Genomic DNA, 21434 nt, shown 5'->3' on the forward strand with positions numbered 1-21434 from the left:
CGAACCCATACAGCCCGAACAAGTCTGCGGACCCGATAGGCGTGGCCGCCGGTAAAACGGATCAGTATCCTAGCACCTCCTCGCCCGCCTAGGCTAAGGCCAAGCGGGCAGCACAACAGGTTTGAAAATCAATGAACGCTCTCGCCCGCCGCGCCGCCGGCCTGCTGCTCGGCACCGTCTGCCTGCCCTTGTCGGCCCTGGCGGCCGACCCGCAACCGACCCATGAATTCACCCTCGACAACGGCCTGAAGGTCGTCGTGCGCGAAGACCACCGCGCCCCCGTGGTGGTGTCGCAGGTCTGGTACAAGGTCGGCTCCAGCTACGAGACTCCGGGCCAGACCGGCCTGTCCCACGCCCTCGAACACATGATGTTCAAGGGCAGCGAGAAAATCGGCCCCGGCGAAGCCTCGCTGATCCTGCGCGACCTGGGTGCCGAAGAGAACGCCTTCACCAGCGACGACTTCACCGCGTACTACCAGGTGCTGGCCCGCGACCGCCTGGGCGTGGCCTTCGAGCTGGAAGCCGACCGTATGGCCAGCCTGCGCCTGCCGCCGGAGGAGTTCGCCAAGGAGATCGAGGTCATCAAGGAGGAGCGCCGCCTGCGCACCGACGACAAGCCGATGTCCAAGGCCTTCGAACGCTTCAAGGCCATGGCCTACCCGGCCAGCGGCTACCACACGCCGACCATCGGCTGGATGGCCGACCTCGACCGGATGACGGTCCAGGAGCTGCGCCACTGGTACGAATCCTGGTACGTGCCGAACAACGCCACCCTGGTGGTGGTCGGCGACGTCACCCCGGACGAGGTGAAGACCCTCGCCCAGCGCTACTTCGGCCCGATCCCCAAGCGTGATGTGCCGCCGGCGAAGAAGCCGCTGGAGCTGGCCGAACCCGGCGAACGCCAGATCACCCTGCATGTGCAGACGCAACTGCCCAGCCTGATGCTCGCCTTCAACGTGCCGAGCCTCTCCACCGCCGACGACAAGCGCTCGGTCAATGCCCTGCGCCTGATCTCGGCCCTGCTCGACGGCGGCTACAGCGGGCGCATCCCGACCCAGCTGGAGCGCGGCGAAGAGCTGGTGTCCGGCGGCGCGTCGAACTACGACGCCTACACCCGCGGCGACAGCCTGTTCACCCTGTCCGCCACGCCCAACACCCAGAAGAAAAAGACCATGGCCCAGGCCGAGGCCGGCCTGTGGAAACTGCTGGAGCAGCTGAAGACCACCGCGCCGTCCGCCGAAGAACTGGAGCGGGTGCGCGCCCAAGTGATCGCCGGCCTGGTGTTCGAGCGCGACTCGATCACCAGCCAAGCCAGCGCCATCGGCCAGCTGGAGACCGTCGGCCTGTCGTGGAAACTGATGGACACCGAACTCGCCGACCTGGAAAGCGTCACCCCGCAAGACATCCAGAACGCCGCCAAACTGTATTTCACCCGCGAACGTCTCAGCGTCGCCCATGTCCTGCCCCTGGAGACGACTCATGAGTGAGCGCAAAACCCCACGCCTGATGCTCGGCCTGCTCGCCGCGGCGCTGATCGGCGCCAGCGCGCTGTACTTCGCCCCCGGCGACAAGTCCGGCGCCAGCGAAGCGCTGGACAACGCCAAGTCCAGCCAGAAACTCCAGTCGCTGGCCGAACTGGACGGCAAGGCCCCGGCCAGCCGCAAGCTCGACGTGCAGACCTGGCACACCGCCGAAGGCGCCCGGGTGCTGTTCGTCGAGGCCCGCGAGCTGCCGATGTTCGACATGCGCCTGATCTTCTCCGCCGGCAGCAGCCAGGACGGCAACGCGCCGGGCCTGGCCGTGCTGACCAACGCCATGCTCAACGAAGGCGTGGCCGGCAAGGACGTCAGCGCCATCGCCCAGGGCTTTGAAGGCCTGGGCGCGGACTTCGGCAACGGCGCCTACAAGGACATGGCCATCGCCTCGCTGCGCAGCCTGAGCGCGGCGGACAAGCGCGAGCCGGCGCTCAAGCTGTTCTGCGACGTGGTGGGCAAGCCGACCTTCCCCGCCGACTCCTTCGCCCGCATCAAGAACCAGCTGCTCGCCGGCTTCGAATACCAGAAGCAAAGCCCCGGCAAGCTCGCCAGCCTGGAACTGATGAAGCGCCTGTACGGCGATCATCCGTATGCCCACGCCAGCGACGGCGATGCCCAGAGCGTGCCGAAGATCACCCTGGCGCAGTTGCGCGACTTCCACGCCAAGGCCTACGCCGCCGGCAACGCAGTGATCGCCCTGGTGGGCGACCTGTCGCGCAGCGAGGCCGAGGCCATCGCCAACCAGGTGTCCGCCGCCCTGCCCAAGGGCCCGGCGCTGGCGAAGATCGCCCCGCCGCAGGAGCCCAAGGCCAGCGTCGGCCACATCGAGTTCCCGTCCAAGCAGACCAACCTGATGCTCGCGCAGCTGGGCATCGACCGTGACGACCCGGACTACGCGGCGCTGTCGATGGGCAACCAGATCCTGGGCGGCGGCGGTTTCGGCACCCGGCTGATGAGCGAAGTGCGCGAGAAGCGCGGCCTGACCTACGGCGTGTACTCGGCGTTCAGCCCGATGCAGGCCCGGGGCCCGTTCATGATCAACCTGCAGACCCGCGCCGAGATGAGCGAGGGCACCCTTAAACTGGTGCAGGACGTGCTGGCCGACTACCTCAAGAGCGGCCCGACCCAAAAAGAGCTCGACGACGCCAAGCGCGAACTGGCCGGCAGCTTCCCGCTGTCCACCGCCAGCAACGCCGACATCGTCGGCCAGCTCGGCGCCATGGGCTTCTACAACCTGCCGCTGAGCTACCTGGACGATTTCATGCGCCAGTCCCAGAGCCTGACGGTCGAGCAGGTCAAGGATGCGATGAACAAACACCTGAGCACGGACAAGCTGGTCATCGTCAGCGCTGGCCCGACCGTGCCGCAAAAGCCGTTACCGGCCCCATCTGACAAACCCGCCGAGCAGCCGCTCGGGGTTCCGGAGCATTAATGGCCCAGCAGAAGAAATCCCCCCAGCGCCAACACAACGGCGTGAACCAGCTGCGCATCATCGGCGGCGAATGGCGCAGCCGCAAACTGAGCTTCCCCGACGTCGAAGGCCTGCGCCCGACGCCGGACCGGGTGCGCGAGACCCTGTTCAACTGGCTCATGCCGTACGTGCCGGGGGCCAAGGTGCTCGACCCGTTCGCTGGCAGCGGCGCGCTGTTCCTTGAGGCCCTGTCCCGTGGCGCGGCCATGGGCCAGGCGCTGGACGCCAGCCATGTCGCGGTGTCCAGCCTCAAGGAGCACCTGGGCACCCTGCGCTGCACCACCGGCCAGGTGCAGACCGCCGACGCGCTGCGCTACCTGGAGACCCAGCCGGCCCGCGCGTTCGACCTGGTGTTCCTCGACCCGCCGTTCAACCAGAACCTGCTGCCGGCAGTGTGCGCCCTGCTGGAGGAACGGCAGTGGCTGGCCGCCGATGCGTGGATCTACACTGAAAGCGAAAGCGCGCCGTCGACCCTCGGCCTGCCGGGCAACTGGCGCCTGCACCGCGAACAGAAGTCCGGGCAGGTGCATTACGCGCTGTGGCAACGCATGGCCTCGGTCGCCGGCTGACAACGCACTGAACACCCTGCGGCGAGGGTGCTTGCTCCGTCGCCACAACAGGGTTTGCCCCAACGCCGCATCGAGAATCGTCGTGTCCGCCTCACCTGAACCGTTCACCCCCGCCTTCGGCCTCGGCAATCCGCACCTGCAGACACTGTGGGGGCCGCTGTGGCGCAAGACCGTGCACCTTGACCGCCAGCGCGAACGGCTGTGGCTCGACGACGGCGACTTCCTCGACCTCGACTGGCACGGCCCCCACAGCGCCGAGGCGCCGCTGGTGCTGGTGCTGCACGGGCTGACCGGCTCGTCCAACTCGCCGTACGTCGCCGGGATCCAGGCGGCCCTCGCCGCGCAGGGCTGGGCCAGCGTCGCGCTGAACTGGCGGGGCTGCTCGGGCGAGCCGAACCTGTTGGCGCGCAGCTACCATTCCGGCGCCAGCGAAGACCTGGCCGAAGCCATCCGCCACCTGAAGGCCAAGCGGCCCTTGGCGCCTCTTTATGCGGTCGGCTACTCCCTGGGCGGCAACGTGCTGCTCAAGCACCTGGGGGAGACCGGCAGCGCCAGCGGCGTGCTCGGGGCGGTGGCGGTGTCGGTGCCGTTTCGCCTCGACCAGTGCGCCGACCGCATCGGCCAAGGCTTCTCCAAGGTCTACCAGGCGCATTTCATGCGCGAGATGGTCGCCTACATCAAGAACAAGCAGCGCCGGTTCCAGCACGACGGCCGCGAAGACGGCCTGGCGACGCTGGCGGCCTTAGGCTCGCTGGAGAACATGCGCACCTTCTGGGACTTCGACGGCCGGGTGACCGCGCCGCTGAACGGTTTCGCCGACGCCGAGGACTACTACCGCCGCGCCTCCAGCCGTTACTTCCTCGGCGAGATCCGCACCCCGACCCTGATCATCCAGGCGGCGGACGACCCCTTCGTGTTCCCCCACAGCCTGCCGCAGGCCGCCGAGCTGTCCGCCTCGACCCGTTTCGAACTGCAGGCCCGGGGCGGCCATGTCGGTTTCGTCGACGGCACGCTGCGCCAGCCCGGCTATTACCTGGAACGGCGCATCCCGCAGTGGCTGACCGCGGCCGGGCGCGGTTGACGGCATGAGCGGCCCGGGCGAATCGATCCGTTTCTGGCAGACCGAGCCGCTGGCCGGGATCGAGCTGCTGTCGGCGCGCTACATCGACCAGCGCTTCGCGCCCCATGTCCACGACGGCTACGTGATCGGCATGATCATGGCCGGCGCCCAGCGCTACCGCTACCGCGGCGCCGAACACCTGGCGGGCAGCGGCACCCTGGTGCTGATCAACCCGGACGAGCTGCACACCGGCCACAAGGGCACCGACGACGGCTGGCTGTACCGGGCGTTCTATCCCGACACCGGCAAGATCCTGTCACTGCTGGAAGAGCTCGAACTGCCGACCGCGCCGCTGCCGGCGTTCGGGGCGACGCTGTACCGCGACCCTGACCTGGTCGCCGGTTTCTGCCAGTTGCACCGGCTGCTGGAAAGCCCGGCCACCGCGCTGCAACAGCAAACGGCGTGGCGCGAGATGATGATGCAGCTGCTGCAGCGGCATGCGGCGGTGCCGGACGCGGGCCAGCCCGGCAAGGAGCACCGGGCGGTGGTGCGCGCCAAGGAGCTGCTGCACGCGCAACTGGCGGCGCCGCCTTCACTGGAAGAACTGGCGGCGGCGGTGAACCTGTCGCCCTTCCACTTCGCCCGGGTGTTCCGCCGCGCCACCGGCATGCCGCCCCACACCTGGCTGATGCAGCAACGGATCGCCCGCGCCCGGGGCTTGCTGCAAGGCGGCTGCCTGCCGGTGGAGGTCGCCGCGCAACTGGGCTTTGCCGACCAGAGCCATCTGAGCCGGCAGTTCAAGCAGGTCTATGGCGTGGGGCCGGCGGCGTACCGCAGCGCCCGGCATTCGCTGGCGCGCTGACACACACCTTGTGGGAGTGCCGTTTCAGTCGGTGCAGTGCTGCCTGACCGGACGCCATCGCCAGCAGGCTGGCTCCCACAGGGTCTGCGGCGAACAAGGAGTTGCATTCAACCGCAATCCTCTGTTGGAGCCAGCCTGCTGGCGATGGCGCCAGTCAAGGCGCCGCCGGTCACTCGCCGGTGGCGATGCCCCGGGCCGGGTCGTTGATCCATTCGCTCCAGGAACCGGCATACAGCTCGGCCAACGGATAGCCGGCCAGGCACAAGGCGAACAGGTTATGGCACGCCGTCACCCCGGAGCCGCAGTAGGCCACCAGTTCGCCCGGTGAGCGGTCGCCGAGCAGCGCCGCGAAGCGCTGCTTGAGCCGGTCGGCCGGCAGGAACCTGCCGTCGCTGCCCAGGTTGTCGGTGAACGCCGCGCATTGCGCGCCGGGGATGTGGCCGGCGACCGGATCGATCGGCTCCACCTCGCCCTTGAAGCGCGGCAGGGCCCGGGCGTCGAGCAGGGTCAGGCCGCTCTGGCCCAGGCGCTGCTGCAGTTGCGCGGCGCTCAGCAGCAAGCGCAGGTCCGGCTGGCCGCTGAAGCTGCCGCGGAACGTCGACGGCGGATCCAGGCTCAGCGGCAACCCGGCGGCGTGCCAGGCCTTGAGCCCGCCGTCGAGGATGAACACGCCGTCGCGCTTGCCCAGCCACGCCAGCAGCCACCAGGCCCGCGCCGCGTAGGCGCCGGGGCCGTCGTCGTAGAGCACGATGTCGCTGCCGGCATCGATGCCGAACGCTTGCAGGCGCTCCACCAGCGCCGCCGGCTCCGGCAGCGGATGGCGACCGGTCACGCCCTTGACCACCGGGCCGCTGAGGTCGCGCTCAAGGTCGGCGAAATGCGCCCCGGCGATGTGCCCCTCGGCGTAGCTGCGCTGGCCGTAGTCCGGATCCTCCAGGGCAAAGCGGCAATCGAGGATCACCAGTCCCGGCTGATCCTTGCGGGCATCCAGCGCTTGAGGGCTGATCAGTTGCGCAATCGGCATAGCGGACGACTCCTTGTTCAAAAGAAGGGGTTACGGCGTTTCTTCGAGGGCCTGGGCCAGCGGCACGTAGAACTCGTCGAACAGGGCGTTGACCTCGTCGCGCGCCTGCTCGGTGACGAACCCAGCCTCCAGCACCAGCACCTGGTACACGCCGCGTTTGACGGCCTGTTCGCTCAGGTGCTTGGCGTTCTCGCGGGTGGTGCACAGGAACCGCACCCAAGAGGTGAGGATGATCCAGGCATTGAGGGTCAGGGATTCGATCTGCACCCGGTCCATCTTCAGGATCCCGGCGGCGACGAACCCCTCGTAGATGGCCGTGCCCTGGATCACGCAGCGCTGGGAAAAGCGCCGGTAGCGCGCCGCCAGGTCGGGATCGCTGTCGAGCAAGTGTTCCAGGTCGCGGTGCAGGAACCGGTAGCGCCACATCGCCGACAGCAGCTCCTTGAGGTAGTAGCGCTTGTCCTCGACCGTGGCCGGGCGCCCCTGGGGCGGGCGCAGGAAGCTGTCCACCAGGGTTTCGTACTCACTGAACAGCACGGCGATGATCGCCTGCTTGTTGGGGAAGTGGTAGTACAGGTTGCCCGGAGAGATCTCCATGTGGGCGGCGATGTGGTTGGTGCTGATGCTGCGCTCGCCCTGCTGATTGAACAGCTCGAGGCTGTTCTGCACGATGCGCTCGCTGGTTTTGATCCGTGGGGCCATGGCTTGAGCTTTAATTCAGAGTGCGTTGAGGGGCATCTTACGACCTATCCGGAACGGGATAAAACCTTGCCGCGCCAGGAAGTGAATTGACTTTCTAGAGCATAGACTCTAAAAAGTTCCTCACGACAACAAAACCGGAGCCGACAATGACTGCCGATATCGCCTACCTGCAATCGCTGCAACAGCCGCTGGAAGAGCTCAACCGGCTGTTCGACGCGCAACGGGCCGCCTACGCCGCCAACCCGATGCCACCCGCCGCCCAGCGCCAGCAATGGCTCAAGGCCCTGCGCGACCTGCTCAGCGATGAACGGCAGGCGTTGGTCGACGCGATCAGCTCCGACTTCAGCCACCGCAGCGCCGACGAAACCCTGATCGCCGAGCTGATGCCCAGCCTGCACGGCATCCACTACGCCAGCCGTCACCTCAAGGGCTGGATGAAACCGTCGCGGCGCAAGGTCGGCCTCGCCTTCCAGCCGGCCTCGGCCAAGGTCGTGTACCAGCCGCTGGGCGTGGTCGGCGTGATCGTGCCGTGGAACTACCCGCTGTTCCTGGCCATCGGCCCGCTGACCGGCGCGCTCGCGGCGGGCAACCGGGTGATGCTCAAGCTCAGCGAATCGACCCCGGCCACCGGCCTGCTGCTCAAGGCCCTGCTGGCGCGGATCTTCCCCGAAGACCTGGTGTGCGTGGTGCTCGGCGAGTCGGACGTCGGCGTCGCGTTCTCGAAACTGCGTTTCGACCACCTACTGTTCACCGGCGCCACCAGCATCGGCAAGCACGTGATGCGCGCGGCGGCGGAAAACCTCACGCCGGTGACCCTGGAGCTGGGCGGCAAGTCCCCGGCCATCGTGTCCCGTGACGTGCCGCTCAAGGACGCCGCCGAACGCATCGCCTTCGGCAAGATGATCAACGCCGGCCAGACCTGCGTCGCTCCGGACTACGTGCTGGTGCCGGAAGACCGGGTCGGCGCCTTCGTCGAAGCCTACCGCCAGGTCGCGCACCGGTTCTACCCGACCCTGGCCGACAACCCGGACTACACCGCGATCATCAACGAGCGCCAGTTGGCGCGGCTCAACGGCTACCTCAGCGACGCCACCGGCAAGGGCGCGCTGCTGATTCCGCTGTTCGAGCAGGGCCAGGGCCGGCGCATGCCCCACAGCCTGCTGCTGAACGTCAGCGACGACATGACCGTAATGCAGGACGAGATCTTCGGCCCGCTGCTGCCGATCGTGCCGTACCGGGACGTGGATCAGGCATTCTCCTACATCAACCGGCGACCCCGTCCTCTGGCCCTTTACTACTTCGGCTACGACAAGCGCGAACAGGAACGCGTGCTGCACGAGACCCACTCCGGCGGCGTCTGCCTCAACGACACGCTGCTGCACGTGGCCCAGGACGACATGCCGTTCGGCGGCATCGGCCCGTCCGGCATGGGCCACTACCATGGGCACGAGGGGTTCCTGACGTTCAGCAAGGCCAAGGGCGTGCTGGTCAAGCAGCGCTTCAACGCCGCGAAGCTGATCTACCCGCCCTACGGCACAGCGATCCAGAAACTGATCCAGAAACTGTTCATTCGCTGACCACCGTCACCGCCGGGTAATAACAACAATGCACCCAAGCCTGACCGAAACACCTGCGCTGTCGCGCCGCGGCCTGCTGAAGTTCAGCCTCGGCGCCACGGCGTTCCTCGCCACCGCCGGCCTGGGCGCCAGCCTCAGCGGCTGTTCGTCCAGCGTGCCGGCCAGCGGCTATGCCGCGCTGCGCAGCAACGACCTGCCGTTCCTGCGCGCCCTGATCCCGGTGATGCTCGACGGCGCCGTGGCCGCCGACAAAATGGCCGCCGCCGTCGAGGACACCCTCCAGTCGCTCGACCACGGCCTCGACCATCTCTCGCCGGAAATGCTCAAGCTCAGCCGGCAACTGTTCGACGTGCTGGGCATGGTCGTGACCCGGGGCCCGCTGACCGGGATCTGGGGCAGTTGGGAAAACGCCGAACCGGAGGCCGTCCGGCACTTCCTCGAACGCTGGCGGAACAGCTCGCTGAGCCTGCTGCGCATGGGCCACAGCTCCTTGCTGCAGATGGTGATGATGGCCTGGTACAAGCGCGCCGAGTCCTGGGCCCATTGCGGCTATCCCGGCCCGCCCTCTGTCTGAACCGCGTCGCCGCCGCCGAACCCTGCCGTCCGGCAGTCAACAATAAGAGAGCCTGAACATGCCCGTACCCGACCCGTTCCGCGAAGGCCTCGCCCGCGGCTGGAAGACCCACAACGGCGCGCAGCTGACCGACGACCTGACGCTGGAAGCCGACGTGGCGATCATCGGCAGCGGTGCCGGCGGCGGCACCACCGCGGAGATCCTCAGCGCCGCCGGCCTCAAGGTACTGCTGATCGAAGAGGGGCCGCTCAAGACCAGCAGCGACTTCAAACTGCTGGAGGACCAGGCCTACAGCAGCCTCTACCAGGAAGGCATCGGCCGCCTGAGCAAGGACGGCGCGATCACCATCCTTCAGGGCCGGGCGGTGGGCGGCACCACGCTGGTCAACTGGACGTCGAGCTTCCGCACCCCGGAGCCGACCCTGGAGCACTGGGCCAAGGAGCACAACGTCAAGGGCCACAGCCCCGCCGAGATGGCGCCGTGGTTCGAGAAAATGGAGCAGCGCCTCGGCATCGCCCCGTGGCTGGTGCCGCCCAACGCCAACAATGACGTGATCCGCAAGGGCTGCGAGGCGCTCGGCTACAGCTGGCACTTGATCCCGCGCAACGTGCGCGGCTGCTGGAACCTGGGCTACTGCGGCATGGGCTGCCCGACCAACGCCAAGCAGTCGATGATGGTCACGACCATTCCCGCGTCCCTGGAAAAGGGGGCAGAACTGCTGTACCTGGCCCGGGCGGAAAAACTGCTGATGAGCGGCGACAAGGTCACCGGCCTGCAATGCGTGGCGATGGACGAACGCTGCGTGGCGCCGACCGGGCGCACGGTCACGGTCAAGGCGCGGCACTACGTGCTGGCCGGCGGCGGCATCAACAGCCCGGCGCTGCTGATGCGCTCGCAGGCGCCGGATCCGCACGGGCGCCTGGGCCAGCGCACGTTCCTGCACCTGGTGAACATGTCCGCCGGGCGCTTCGACGAGGTGATCAACCCGTTCTACGGCGCGCCGCAGTCGATCTACTCCGACCATTTCCAGTGGAAGGACGGCACCACCGGCCCCATGGGCTACAAGCTCGAAGTGCCGCCGCTGCACCCGGCGCTGGCCGCGACCCTGCTCGGCAGCTTCGGCCGGGACAACGCGCAGCACATGGCCGACCTGCCGAAGACCCACGCGATGCTCGCCCTGCTGCGCGACGGCTTCCACCCGGACAGCCCCGGCGGCACGGTCGAGCTGCGCGGCGACGGCTCGCCGGTGCTCGACTACCCGGTTTCGCCCCACACCTGGGAAGGCCTGCGCCGGGCGTTCCACAGCATGGCCGAGATCCAGTTCGCCGGCGGCGCCAAGGCCGTGATGCCGATGCACGCCGATGCGCGCTACGTGGACAGCCTGGCCGAGGCCCGCGCAATGATCGACGGCCTGGACCTTGCGCTGTACCGCACGCGCCTGGGCAGCGCCCATGTCATGGGCGGCTGCGCGATGGGCGAAGACCCGAAGACCGCCGTCGCCGACAGCCTCGGCCGGCATCACCAGCTGGGCAACCTGTCGATCCACGACGGTTCGCTGTTCCCCACCAGCATCGGCGCCAACCCGCAGCTGTCGGTGTACGGCCTGACCGCGCAACTGGCGACGGCCCTGGCCGAACGGCTGAAGAACCCATGAAAGGGCGCCGTTTCCCCGACGTCTATAGTGCTTTCTTACCCAACAGGCGACTTGGCCGACCGGGACGGCTGCGATACCATCCGACTCCCCAACGGATTCCCGCCAGGACGACGCGATGAACCGAGTGTTGTACCCAGGAACCTTCGACCCTATCACCAAGGGCCATGGCGACCTGGTCGAACGCGCCTCGCGCCTGTTCGACCATGTGGTCATCGCCGTGGCCGCCAGCCCGAAGAAAAACCCGCTGTTCCCGCTGGAGCAACGGGTCGAGCTGGCCCGCGAGGTCACCAAGCACCTGCCGAACGTGGAAGTGGTCGGTTTCTCGACGCTGCTGGCGCACTTCGCCAAAGAGCAGAACGCCAACGTATTCCTGCGCGGCCTGCGGGCGGTCTCGGACTTCGAGTACGAATTCCAGCTGGCCAACATGAACCGCCAACTGGCCCCGGACGTGGAAAGCCTGTTCCTCACCCCGTCCGAGCGCTATTCGTTCATTTCCTCGACCCTGGTGCGCGAGATCGCGGCCCTGGGCGGCGACATCAGCAAGTTCGTCCACCCGGCCGTGGCCGAGGCCCTGACCCTGCGCTTCAAGAAGTGACGACCGTTCAAACGGCGCCTGCGTGCACTGCAGGCGCCAATGCGGCACAATTGCGCGCACTGATAGATAGCGCCCGGGCCTGCCGCCCCGGCTGGAGTTAGCATGTCCCTGATCATCACCGACGATTGCATCAACTGCGACGTCTGCGAACCCGAGTGCCCGAACGAGGCCATTTCCCAAGGCGAAGAGATCTACGTGATCGACCCGAACCTGTGCACCCAGTGCGTGGGCCACTACGACGAGCCGCAGTGCCAGCAGGTCTGCCCGGTGGACTGCATCCCGCTGGACGAAGCCCATCCGGAAACCGAAGAGCAACTGATGGCCAAGTACCGCCGGATCACCGGCAAGGCCTGATCCGGGCCCTATCGGCCTCATCGTCAGCAGGCTGGCTCCCACTGGGCGCAGATCCCATGTGAGAGCCAGCCTGCTGGCGATAGCGTCACCGACCACCCGGAACAGTTCACTCGCGCTGTTCGAACCCCTCCCCCGTGCACCCCAGGCACCGCGCGAACGCCGCTTTCGCCGGCGCCACCACCAGCGCCTCTCCGGCATCGCCGATCCCGCCGCCCAAGGCCGTGAACGGCAACGACACGACAAACACCCCCGCCCCGATCACCGTCGCCACCGTCAGCAACGGCCGGGCGATCAGCAGGTCGCCGATCATGGCGTAGGCCGGCGGGTTCTGGATGGCGTAGCGCGGATCGCCGCTGCCGCCCTCCGTCGCCCGGGCGGGCAGGCTGGCACACAGCGACAGTGCGATGAGCAGGGCAGGAAGGGATTTCATGGCACGATCCTTCGGGCTGAACAGTGAGACACCTCACTATAGACCGTAGGAGCTTTTCAGCCGTTTTGCCTCAGGTCTGGCAGCGCGGGCACCAGACGCTTGCGCGCTGGCCGAGCTTGATTTCCCGCAGCCCGGTGCCGCACACCTTGCAGTGCTCGCCGCCGCGGCCGTAGACGAACAGCTCCTGCTGGAAATACCCCGGCTGGCCATCGCCGCCGATGAAGTCGCGCAGCGTGGTGCCGCCGCGCTCGATGGCGGCGGCGAGGATGCGTTTGATCTCGATGGCCAGCTTCAGGTAGCGCGCCCGGGAAATGCCCCCGGCTTCGCGGCGCGGATCGATGCCGGCGGCGAACAGCGCTTCGGTCGCGTAAATGTTGCCCACGCCCACCACCACCGCGTTGTCCATGATGAACGGCTTGACCGCCATCGACCGCCCCCGCGACAGCTGGAACAGCCGCTCGCCGTCGAACAGGTCGGTCAACGGCTCAGGCCCCAGGCGGATCAGCAGCTCGTGTTGCAGCGGATCGGTGCTCCAGAGCATGGCGCCGAACCGGCGCGGATCGGTGTAGCGCAGGGCCAGGCCCGATTCGAGTTCGATGTCGACATGCTCATGCCGGCCCGCCGGCAACCCCGCCTCCACCAGCCGCAGGTTGCCCGACATGCCCAGATGGCTGATCAGCGTGCCGACCTCGGCGTTGATCAGCAGGTACTTGGCCCGCCGGTCGACCTGCACGATGCGCTGGCCGGACAGCCGCACATCGAGGTCTTCGGGGATCGGCCAGCGCAGACGGCGCTCGCGCACGATCACCCGGCTGACCCGCTGGCCCTCCAGGTGCGGGGCGATGCCCCGGCGGGTGGTCTCGACTTCCGGCAATTCAGGCATGGTGTTCTCGAATCAGTGGGCGCCGAGCTCGCGGATCGTCTGCTTGAGGGTCTCGAAGTCATACTCGGACAGGCCGACGTAGTCGAGCACCAAAGGACCTACGCAGTTCCACTCATGGTCTTCGGCCTGGTTGCCCAGCACCCGGTAGGAGGCGCAGATGTGCTCGGCCATCTTGAGGATCGCCAGCAGGTTCTTCATCTGGTTGTTGCGCGAAGACTCGTCGCTGAAGATCGCCAGCGCGTTGTGGTGGTTGGCGATGGCGTTGCTGACGTGCTCCGGCAGGCGCCAGGACTTGGCGGTGTAGTAGCCGACCACCGAATGGTTGGTGTTGTACACGCGGTTTTCGGTGTCCACCACCCGGCATTCGGCGCTGGCGCTGGCGTAGGCCTCTTCGAGCGTCGACATGTAGTCGGGGAAGCGCTGCAGCATCAGCGGCACGCCGCAGTCATGGAACAGGCCCAGCGCATAGGCCTCGTCGCACGCTTCGGTGCCGACGCGCTTGGCCAGGGTCAGGCAGGTCATCGCCACGTCCTGGGCCGTGTCCCAGAAACGGTTGAGGGTGACGATGGTGTCGTCGTTCATCTCGCCCTTGATCGACTGCGCGTTGATCAGGTTGATGATCGAACGGCTGCCCAACAGGTTCACCGCGCGCTTGATCGAGGTGATCTTGTTGCTCAGGCCGTAGTACGGCGAATTGACGATCTTCAGCAGCGAGCCGGACATGCCGGGATCCTGGGAGATCAGCTTGGCGATCGTCTCCAGGTCCGGGTCGGGCATGTACTGCTCCATTTGCAGATCCACCATGATCTGCGGTTGCGCGGGCACGCTGATGCCCTGCAGGGACTGTTGAATCTGTTCGGTGGTCAGCTCTTGGGACATAAGTACACACTCTGGGACAGGCGGCGATTCTAACCCCTAAAAACCGACGAACGACACATCGCAGGGCAGATCGGCCAAATCTTTCATTGAAGACCACCCCGTCGATTGCGCCTGGCGGCGTACGCAAAATGTGTGGCCGGTTCGCCTGCGGCGGGTGATTCATCGCTCCTGCGGCCCGCGTCGCGCGCAACACGGTATACTCCCGCTCTTTTTTCCGGAGCGACGTCATGTCCCTGCCTAGCTTGCGCCTCAAAGCCAACGCCGACCGTCGCCTGCGCGCCGGCCACCTGTGGGTCTACAGCAACGAAATCGACGTGGCCGCCACCCCGCTGCACGGCTTCAAGGCCGGCGACCAGGCCCTGCTCGAAGCCGCCGGCGGCAAGGCGCTGGGCATCGTGGCGATGAGCCCGAACAACCTGATCTGCGCCCGCCTGCTGTCCCGGGACGCCAAGCTGGCGCTGGACAAGTCGCTGCTGGTGCACCGCCTGAACGTGGCCCTGTCCCTGCGCGAGCGCCTGTTCGACAAGCCGTTCTACCGCCTGGTCTACGGCGACTCCGACCTGCTGCCGGGCCTGGTGGTCGACCGTTTCGGCGACATCCTCGTGGTGCAGCTCGCCTCGGCCACCATGGAAGCCCACAAGGCCGACGTGATCGCCGCGCTGACCCAGGTGCTCAAGCCGAGCGGCATCCTGTTCAAGAACGACTCGGCCGCCCGCGATGCCGAGGGCCTAGAGCGCTACGTCGAAACCGTGTTCGGCGTGGTGCCGGAGTGGGTGCCGCTGGAAGAGAACGGCGTGAAGTTCGAAGCCCCGGTCATCGGCGGCCAGAAGACCGGCTGGTTCTACGACCACCGCATGAACCGCGCGCGCCTGGCGCCGTACGTCAAAGGCAAGCGCGTGCTGGACCTGTACAGCTACATCGGCGGCTGGGGCGTGCAGGCCGGCGCGTTCGGCGCCAGCGAAGTGTTCTGCGTCGACGCCTCGGGCTTCGCCCTCGACGGCGTGGAGCGCAACGCCGCGCTGAACGGCTTCGCCGACAAGATGACCTGCATCGAAGGCGACGTCTTCGAAGCCCTGAAGGAACTCAAGGCCAGCGAAGAGCGTTTCGACGTCATCGTCGCCGACCCGCCGGCGTTCATCAAACGCAAGAAAGACCTGAAGAACGGCGAAGGCGCCTACCGCCGCCTGAACGAGCAGGCCATGCGCCTGCTGACCAAGGACGGCATCCTCGTCAGCGCGTCGTGCTCGATGCACCTGCCGGAAGACGACCTGCAGAACATCCTGCTGACCAGCGCCCGCCACCTGGACCGCAACATCCAACTGCTGGAGCGCGGCGCCCAGGGCCCGGATCATCCGGTGCACCCGGCCATCCCGGAAACCCGCTACATCAAGAGCATCACCTGCCGCCTGCTGCCCAACAGCTGATACGCGGCCGGACAGCAAAACGGGGAGCCCATGGGCTCCCCGTTTTGCTTTTGGCCTGCGTCCCGCCCTGCCTCATCGAACTTCCCACATGTTCCTTCCTACATGTTCTTTCCTACAGACGTGCAGGATATTTCATTAAAAGAAACACCCAACAAGAAACAACTTACAAGTCCAAACTCGACCGGTAAGCGCTCCGACAAAATTACTGGAACATTCCTACTGAATATCCGCTTGCCAACAATCCATTACAAACTATGATTGAGCTGTCACCACGAGGTGACTTCAATTACCAATGAACAAGGAGTTCATCAAATGAAAGCAATCACTCTGGAAACCAACAAAATCGCAAACCTGGCTTTTCTGGTCGCCCCTAAAGCCCGCTAAGTAAATGAAGACGCCGGAGCGTGCCGGCACTCCGGCGTCTTCAAAGGCTCACAGCACAGAGTGAATCGCCTCATGCACATCAACCCTCATGTTTTCATATTGCCGAAGCCGCCCGCACAAATTGTCTGGAACTATAAAGACCACACGCAACACGAACTCGATATCCGTTATTCGACTCGCCTCGCGCAACTTATAGAAAACCCGAACAACTTCGACGACAGCAACATCATAGACACACAACTTCTGGCAGCCGGAATATTAACTGCTTCAAAAACCGACACACCGGAATGGGGATGGGACGAACTTTCCAGGATCTACCACATCGGCACCCAAAACATCCCTTTCGAACACCCCCCACAGAACATTCAAGAATGGTCCAGGCAATACCTGGAACATTGCAACGACGTGCTGGCCACGCCAGCGCCCGGCGACACCCGGACACCGCCGGACACCCTGGCGCACATCGCCCTGCCCGAACCGTCCCGGTTGGCCGGCGCCGATCTGCACACCATGCTGCTTGACCGGAAGACCTGCCGCTCCTTCACCCAGGCCCCCGTGGCGCTCACCGACCTGAGCACCCTGCTGTACCTGACGCTCGGCCATCTGCGCGAACGCAGCTGCGACGACAGCGCCGCCCCGGGCATGACGGCACGGCGCAGCAGCCCGTCCGGCGGCGGGCTCAACGCCTGCGAAGGCCTCTTGCTGGTGCAGAACGTCGGCGGCCTGGCGCCCGGCGTCTATGCCTACCATCCGGCGCAGCACACCTTGAGCCTGACGAACCCGCTGCCCGACTCGGCACTGGGCAACCTGCTGTGCGGCCAGCACTTCATCAACGATCTGCCGCTGGGCCTGTTCATCACCGCCCGGTTCGACCGGCTCTGGTGGAAATACCCCCACTCACGGGCTTACCGGATGGCATTCGTCGAGGCCGGCCATCTGTCCCAGACCTTTCAACTGGTGGCCACGGCATTGGGCCTCAACACCTGGCTGACCGGTGCGTTCGCCGACGGCCCGGTCGAAACCCTGCTCAACCTCGAAGGCAGCCCTGAACAGCCCTTGTTCTTCGTCGGCTGCGGCAACAGCGATGGCCAGGCCATGTGCCGGGAACTGAGGGACCTGCTGGACCCACGGGCGGTGAATCCATGACCCGACTGCTCGATGTCCCGGCCGAACCGCCGGTGTCCTGGGCGCTGCGCTTCACGCTGGGAGAATGGGACACCCGCGCCTCGGTGCGGGTCAGCCGCCATGACTACCCGTTGCCAGCGGACCTTGCGCGGCAACTGGAGTCCCGCCACTGGTTTCCCCCAGGCTTCCTGCCGTACCTGGCCCATCCGGCCATCGAAGCAGCCGGGCGCGAGGTCATCCACCGCCTGACCGCCAACCACCTGGTGCACTTTCTCGACTACACCACCCTGCTCGAACACCGCATCGTCAACCGAGCGGTGGAAACCATCGTCCATGGCGAGATCCCCGCCTACGTGCCCCCGCGCATGAAGACCGCCGCGCTCCAGCTCTACACGGACGAGGGGTATCACGCGCTGTTCTCCAACCGCTTGGCCGAACAGATCGCCGCGCACTATGGTTTCAGCCAGCGTCCGGCCATGCCCCGGCGGATCACCCGGCTCAACGCCCTGATCGAACGCACACCGCAGCACAGCCGGCCGCTGGCGTGGTTCCTGCTCGGCTTCGTCTCGGAGACCCTCATCGCCCGCGAGCTGCTCGACGTCTGCCGTGACAGCCTGGTGTCCTGCGTCGACGACATGCTGCGCGACCATCTGGGCGACGAGGCCCGTCACAGCCGCTACTTCGCCGAGGTGTTCCATTACCTCTGGCTGACCATGAACACCCGCAAAAGGACGTTCACGGCAAGAACGCTGCTGGAGGTCATCGGGATCTTCTTCGAGGTCGACGAGGCCTGGCTGCTCCAGAGCCTGCGCAGCGCCGGGATCGAGGAGGAAGCGACCACGGACATCGTCGCCGAGGCGGCCACCGCGCAGGCCAACCGGCGCCGCGCCCGCGCAGGCGCCGTCGCCACCCTCGCGGCGCTGACAAAGGCCGGATTCTTCGCGTTGCCCCAAAACCGCAGACTCTTCGCCAAGGCAGGACTGATCGATGAATGAAGGAACTCCGGCGGCGACCGCCCGCCAACGTCGCGGGGCCGTGGGCCTGTTGCTGGCGATGGTGCTGCTCGGCGTGTTTCCGCTGGATGTCCTGCTGCCGTCGTTTCCGGCCCTGGCCGAGCATTTCCGGCGCACGCCCACGGACATCGCGCTGTCGATCAGCGTGTTCGCCGTGGGCATCGCCTTTTCCCAGTTGCTGATCGGCCCGCTGTCGGACGTGATCGGACGCAAGTGCCTGCTGCTGGCCGGCATCGCGGTCTCGATCCTCGGCGCCGTCGGTTGCCTGCTGTCCCGCGACTACGCGATGTTCCTGGCGTTCCGGGTGGTGCAGGCGGCGGGCTGCGGTTGCTTCGTGCTGTCCCAGGCCCTGGTGCAGGACCTGTTCGACGGGGAGGAACGTGACCGGTTGCGGATCCTGATGGTCACCGCAGGTGGTCTTTTCATCTCGGTGTCACCGTTGGCCGGCACCCTGCTGCAATCCGCCTTCGGCTGGCGCGCCAGCTTCTGGGCATTCGCGGCGCTGGCCTCGGCGGTGCTGCTCAAGGCGGGGCTGTTCCTGCCAGGGGGCCGTCCGACGGCCGCAGGTGCCCCGGCGCACTTCCTGCTGACCTACCGCCGGGTGCTGGGCGATTTCGACTTCGTCGGTTACTGGCTGATATCGGCCTTCGCCTTCGCTTGCCACTTCTCGTTCATCGTGATTTCGCCGCTGATCTTCATGGACCGCCTGCAACTGTCCGCCTATGAGTTCTCCCTTGTCCTGCTGGTCTACGGCGCCGCCTATGTGCTGGGGGGCATCGTCGCCACCGTGCTGAGCCGACGGATCACGCCCGCCCGGCAGATCACCGCAGGGCTGGGCCTGATCCTGCTGGCCGGCCTGGCCCTGCTGTGCCTGCCTTCGGGCTTTGCGCTGACCCCGGCGACGGTGCTGGTGCCGATGCTGATCTGCACCGCCGGCACCACCATCGTCCGGCCAGCGGCCACCTCTCGGGCCATGGATCTTTATCCCGAGCACGCGGGCACCTCGGCCTCGGCCGGCAGCACCCTGGTCTTCATCTGCGGCGGGGCGATCAGCGCCTTGATCAGCCTGAGCCCGGCCGACCTGCAACCCACCCTCGGCGGCTGCTTCCTGATCCTCGGCGGCGTGGCGCTGGGGCTGAACGCCCGCATCAACCGCCGGGCCGAAGGCCTTCGTCACGGCGCCGTCGCGCAGCCGGGCCGCGACTGAAACCGCCGGCCGTCATCCCGCAGGCGCCCTCGGCGGCCGAACAGCGTTTTGCGCCATTCCCTCCAGACGCCAGCGGTGTAGAATCGCGGGATTCATCGCCATTCATCCCCGGCGGGTTTATGAGCTCAGGCTGAGGCAAGCGGCGATCCCGCAAAGTCATCGGCAGCATCAGGACACACGGCCATTTTCGGGTGTTCCGGACGTCAACAGAAGCTCACTCCCCTTTAGTACCTGATTAGCCGCCCGGAGTGCTCCAATGCCTGATTACCGTTCAAAGACTTCCACCCACGGCCGCAACATGGCCGGCGCCCGCGCACTGTGGCGCGCCACCGGGATGAAGGATGACGACTTCAAGAAGCCGATCATCGCCGTCGCCAACTCCTTCACCCAGTTCGTGCCGGGCCACGTCCACCTCAAGGACCTGGGCCAACTGGTCGCCCGCGAAATCGAACGGGCCGGTGGCGTCGCCAAGGAATTCAACACCATCGCCGTGGACGACGGCATCGCCATGGGCCACGACGGCATGCTCTATTCGCTGCCGAGCCGCGAGATCATCGCCGACTCCGTCGAATACATGGTCAACGCCCACTGCGCCGACGCCATCGTCTGCATCTCCAACTGCGACAAGATCACCCCCGGCATGCTGATGGCCGCCCTGCGCCTGAACATCCCGGTGATCTTCGTCTCCGGCGGCCCGATGGAAGCCGGCAAGACCAAACTGGCCAGCCACGGCCTCGACCTCGTCGACGCCATGGTGATCGCCGCCGACTCCAGCGCCTCTGACGAGAAGGTCGCCGAGTACGAGCGCAGCGCCTGCCCGACCTGCGGTTCGTGCTCCGGCATGTTCACCGCCAACTCGATGAACTGCCTGACCGAGGCCCTGGGCCTGGCGTTGCCGGGCAACGGTTCGACCCTGGCCACCCACAGCGACCGCGAACAGCTGTTCCTCGAGGCCGGCCGCACCATCGTCGAGCTGTGCAAGCGCTACTACGGCGAGAACGACGAGTCGGTGCTGCCGCGCAACATCGCCAACTTCAAGGCGTTCGAGAACGCCATGATGCTCGACATCGCCATGGGCGGTTCGACCAACACCATCCTGCACCTGCTGGCCGCCGCCCAGGAAGCCGAGATCGCCTTCGACCTGCGCGACATCGATCGCCTGTCGCGCAAGGTGCCGCAGCTGTGCAAGGTCGCGCCGAACATCCAGAAGTACCACATGGAAGACGTGCACCGCGCCGGCGGCATCTTCAGCATCCTCGGTTCGCTGGCCCGCGGCGGCCTGCTGCACACGGACCTGCCGACCGTGCACAGCCGCAGCATGGAAGAAGCCATCGCCAAGTGGGACATCACCCAGACGAACGACGAGGCCGTGCACCATTTCTTCAAGGCAGGCCCTGCCGGCATTCCGACCCAGACCGCGTTCAGCCAGTCCACCCGCTGGCCGTCCCTGGACGACGACCGCGAGAACGGCTGCATCCGCAGCGTCGAGCACGCCTACTCCAAAGAAGGCGGCCTGGCCGTGCTGTACGGCAACATCGCGCTGGACGGCTGCGTGGTGAAGACCGCCGGCGTCGACGAGTCGATCCTGGTCTTCGAAGGCAACGCGAAGATCTTCGAAAGCCAGGACAGCGCCGTGCGCGGCATCCTCGCCGACGAAGTGAAGGAAGGCGACATCGTCATCATCCGCTACGAAGGCCCGAAAGGCGGCCCGGGCATGCAGGAAATGCTCTACCCGACCTCCTACCTGAAGTCCAAGGGCCTGGGCAAAGCCTGCGCCCTGCTCACCGACGGCCGCTTCTCCGGCGGCACCTCGGGCCTGTCCATCGGCCACGCTTCGCCGGAAGCGGCGGCGGGCGGCGCCATCGGCCTGGTGCAGGACGGCGACAAGGTGCTGATCGACATCCCGAACCGTTCGATCAACCTGTTGATCAGCGATGAAGAACTGGCCGCGCGCCGGGTCGAGCAGGACAAGAAAGGCTGGAAGCCGGCCGAACAGCGTCCGCGCAAGGTGACCACCGCCCTGAAGGCCTACGCCCTGCTCGCCACCAGCGCCGACAAGGGTGCGGTGCGCAACAAGGCGATGCTCGACGGGCTGTAATGCTTAACCGTCGC

Annotated in this window: 20 protein-coding genes; 15 read left to right on the top strand and 5 right to left on the bottom strand. The window is 66.5% G+C overall.

Translation table 11 applies throughout. The features are described from left to right. The first annotated feature begins 131 nt into the window (after nt 1–131). The 5 genes from CAG31_RS11110 (at nt 132) to CAG31_RS11130 (ending at nt 5497) form a co-directional block, all read left to right on the top strand. Entirely contained in the window at nt 132–1487 is a 1356-nt protein-coding gene (locus CAG31_RS11110) for a pitrilysin family protein (protein WP_085580882.1), read from the top strand. After that, nucleotides 1480–2967, top strand: a complete 1488-nt coding sequence (locus CAG31_RS11115; protein WP_085580884.1) for a pitrilysin family protein — start codon at nt 1480–1482, stop codon at nt 2965–2967. Before CAG31_RS11110 ends, CAG31_RS11115 begins: the two co-directional genes overlap by 8 nt. Next, complete coding sequence (rsmD, locus tag CAG31_RS11120) at nt 2967–3575, top strand: 16S rRNA (guanine(966)-N(2))-methyltransferase RsmD (protein ID WP_085580886.1); 609 nt, start codon at nt 2967–2969, stop codon at nt 3573–3575. The genes CAG31_RS11115 and rsmD overlap by 1 nt, the downstream gene beginning before the upstream one ends. An 82-nt stretch (nt 3576–3657) precedes the next feature. After that, nucleotides 3658–4656, top strand: coding sequence for a hydrolase (locus tag CAG31_RS11125; RefSeq protein ID WP_085580888.1), 999 nt, complete (start codon nt 3658–3660; stop codon nt 4654–4656). 4 nt (nt 4657–4660) lie between these two features. After that, the gene (locus CAG31_RS11130) at nt 4661–5497 is read left to right on the top strand and encodes an AraC family transcriptional regulator (protein WP_085580890.1); all 837 of its coding nucleotides are present in this window, start codon (nt 4661–4663) and stop codon (nt 5495–5497) included. A 169-nt stretch (nt 5498–5666) separates the two neighbouring features. Here the strand turns inward: CAG31_RS11130 and CAG31_RS11135 are convergent, their stop codons facing one another. Continuing rightward, nucleotides 5667–6521 carry a sulfurtransferase gene (locus CAG31_RS11135; protein WP_085580892.1) on the bottom strand — a complete coding sequence of 285 codons (855 nt, stop codon included), beginning with the start codon at nt 6519–6521 and terminating at the stop codon, nt 5667–5669. 30 nt (nt 6522–6551) lie between these two features. Continuing rightward, nucleotides 6552–7223, bottom strand: a complete 672-nt coding sequence (locus CAG31_RS11140) for a TetR/AcrR family transcriptional regulator (protein ID WP_085580894.1) — start codon at nt 7221–7223, stop codon at nt 6552–6554. A 146-nt stretch (nt 7224–7369) separates the two neighbouring features. On the opposite strand from CAG31_RS11140, the gene CAG31_RS11145 reads away from it, so the two are divergent. From CAG31_RS11145 to CAG31_RS11165, 5 genes are all read left to right on the top strand, one after another. Further along, complete coding sequence (locus CAG31_RS11145) at nt 7370–8800, top strand: coniferyl aldehyde dehydrogenase (protein ID WP_085580896.1); 1431 nt, start codon at nt 7370–7372, stop codon at nt 8798–8800. A 28-nt stretch (nt 8801–8828) separates the two neighbouring features. Continuing rightward, a complete protein-coding gene (locus tag CAG31_RS11150; RefSeq protein ID WP_085580898.1) occupies nt 8829–9374 on the top strand; it encodes a twin-arginine translocation pathway signal protein in 546 nt (181 codons plus the stop codon). Nucleotides 9375–9432: 58 nt separating this feature from the next. Next, complete coding sequence (locus CAG31_RS11155) at nt 9433–11028, top strand: GMC family oxidoreductase (protein ID WP_085580900.1); 1596 nt, start codon at nt 9433–9435, stop codon at nt 11026–11028. A 115-nt stretch (nt 11029–11143) separates the two neighbouring features. Further along, nucleotides 11144–11623, top strand: a complete 480-nt coding sequence (coaD, locus tag CAG31_RS11160) for a pantetheine-phosphate adenylyltransferase (RefSeq protein WP_085580902.1) — start codon at nt 11144–11146, stop codon at nt 11621–11623. Nucleotides 11624–11725: 102 nt separating this feature from the next. Then, on the top strand, nt 11726–11977 hold the full coding sequence (locus CAG31_RS11165) for a YfhL family 4Fe-4S dicluster ferredoxin (protein ID WP_009683359.1): 252 nt from the start codon (nt 11726–11728) through the stop codon (nt 11975–11977). Between the two features lie 106 nt (nt 11978–12083). Here the strand turns inward: CAG31_RS11165 and CAG31_RS11170 are convergent, their stop codons facing one another. From CAG31_RS11170 to CAG31_RS11180, 3 genes are all read right to left on the bottom strand, one after another. Next, nucleotides 12084–12407: a multidrug transporter gene (locus CAG31_RS11170; RefSeq protein WP_085580904.1), complete on the bottom strand. Its 324-nt coding sequence runs from the start codon at nt 12405–12407 to the stop codon at nt 12084–12086. A 70-nt stretch (nt 12408–12477) separates the two neighbouring features. Next, nucleotides 12478–13290 carry a bifunctional DNA-formamidopyrimidine glycosylase/DNA-(apurinic or apyrimidinic site) lyase gene (gene mutM, locus CAG31_RS11175; protein ID WP_085580906.1) on the bottom strand — a complete coding sequence of 271 codons (813 nt, stop codon included), beginning with the start codon at nt 13288–13290 and terminating at the stop codon, nt 12478–12480. Nucleotides 13291–13302: 12 nt separating this feature from the next. Then, nucleotides 13303–14115 carry an HDOD domain-containing protein gene (locus CAG31_RS11180; protein WP_170929954.1) on the bottom strand — a complete coding sequence of 271 codons (813 nt, stop codon included), beginning with the start codon at nt 14113–14115 and terminating at the stop codon, nt 13303–13305. Nucleotides 14116–14396: 281 nt separating this feature from the next. On the opposite strand from CAG31_RS11180, the gene CAG31_RS11185 reads away from it, so the two are divergent. From CAG31_RS11185 to ilvD, 5 genes are all read left to right on the top strand, one after another. Beyond that, nucleotides 14397–15593, top strand: coding sequence for a class I SAM-dependent rRNA methyltransferase (locus CAG31_RS11185; protein WP_085580910.1), 1197 nt, complete (start codon nt 14397–14399; stop codon nt 15591–15593). Between the two features lie 456 nt (nt 15594–16049). Beyond that, on the top strand, nt 16050–17123 hold the full coding sequence (locus CAG31_RS11190) for a SagB family peptide dehydrogenase (RefSeq protein ID WP_085580912.1): 1074 nt from the start codon (nt 16050–16052) through the stop codon (nt 17121–17123). Next, on the top strand, nt 17120–18097 hold the full coding sequence (locus tag CAG31_RS11195) for a diiron oxygenase (protein WP_085580914.1): 978 nt from the start codon (nt 17120–17122) through the stop codon (nt 18095–18097). Before CAG31_RS11190 ends, CAG31_RS11195 begins: the two co-directional genes overlap by 4 nt. Beyond that, the gene (locus CAG31_RS11200; RefSeq protein WP_085580916.1) at nt 18090–19322 is read left to right on the top strand and encodes an MFS transporter; all 1233 of its coding nucleotides are present in this window, start codon (nt 18090–18092) and stop codon (nt 19320–19322) included. Before CAG31_RS11195 ends, CAG31_RS11200 begins: the two co-directional genes overlap by 8 nt. A 256-nt stretch (nt 19323–19578) precedes the next feature. Then, nucleotides 19579–21420 (top strand): dihydroxy-acid dehydratase, encoded by a 1842-nt coding sequence (gene ilvD / locus CAG31_RS11205; protein WP_085580918.1) that lies wholly within the window; start codon nt 19579–19581, stop codon nt 21418–21420. The last annotated feature ends 14 nt before the right edge of the window (nt 21421–21434 follow it).

Origin of the sequence: Pseudomonas sp. R25(2017) (genome assembly GCF_002112565.1) — a bacterium.
Classification (GTDB): Bacteria; Pseudomonadota; Gammaproteobacteria; order Pseudomonadales; family Pseudomonadaceae; genus Aquipseudomonas; species Aquipseudomonas ekonensis.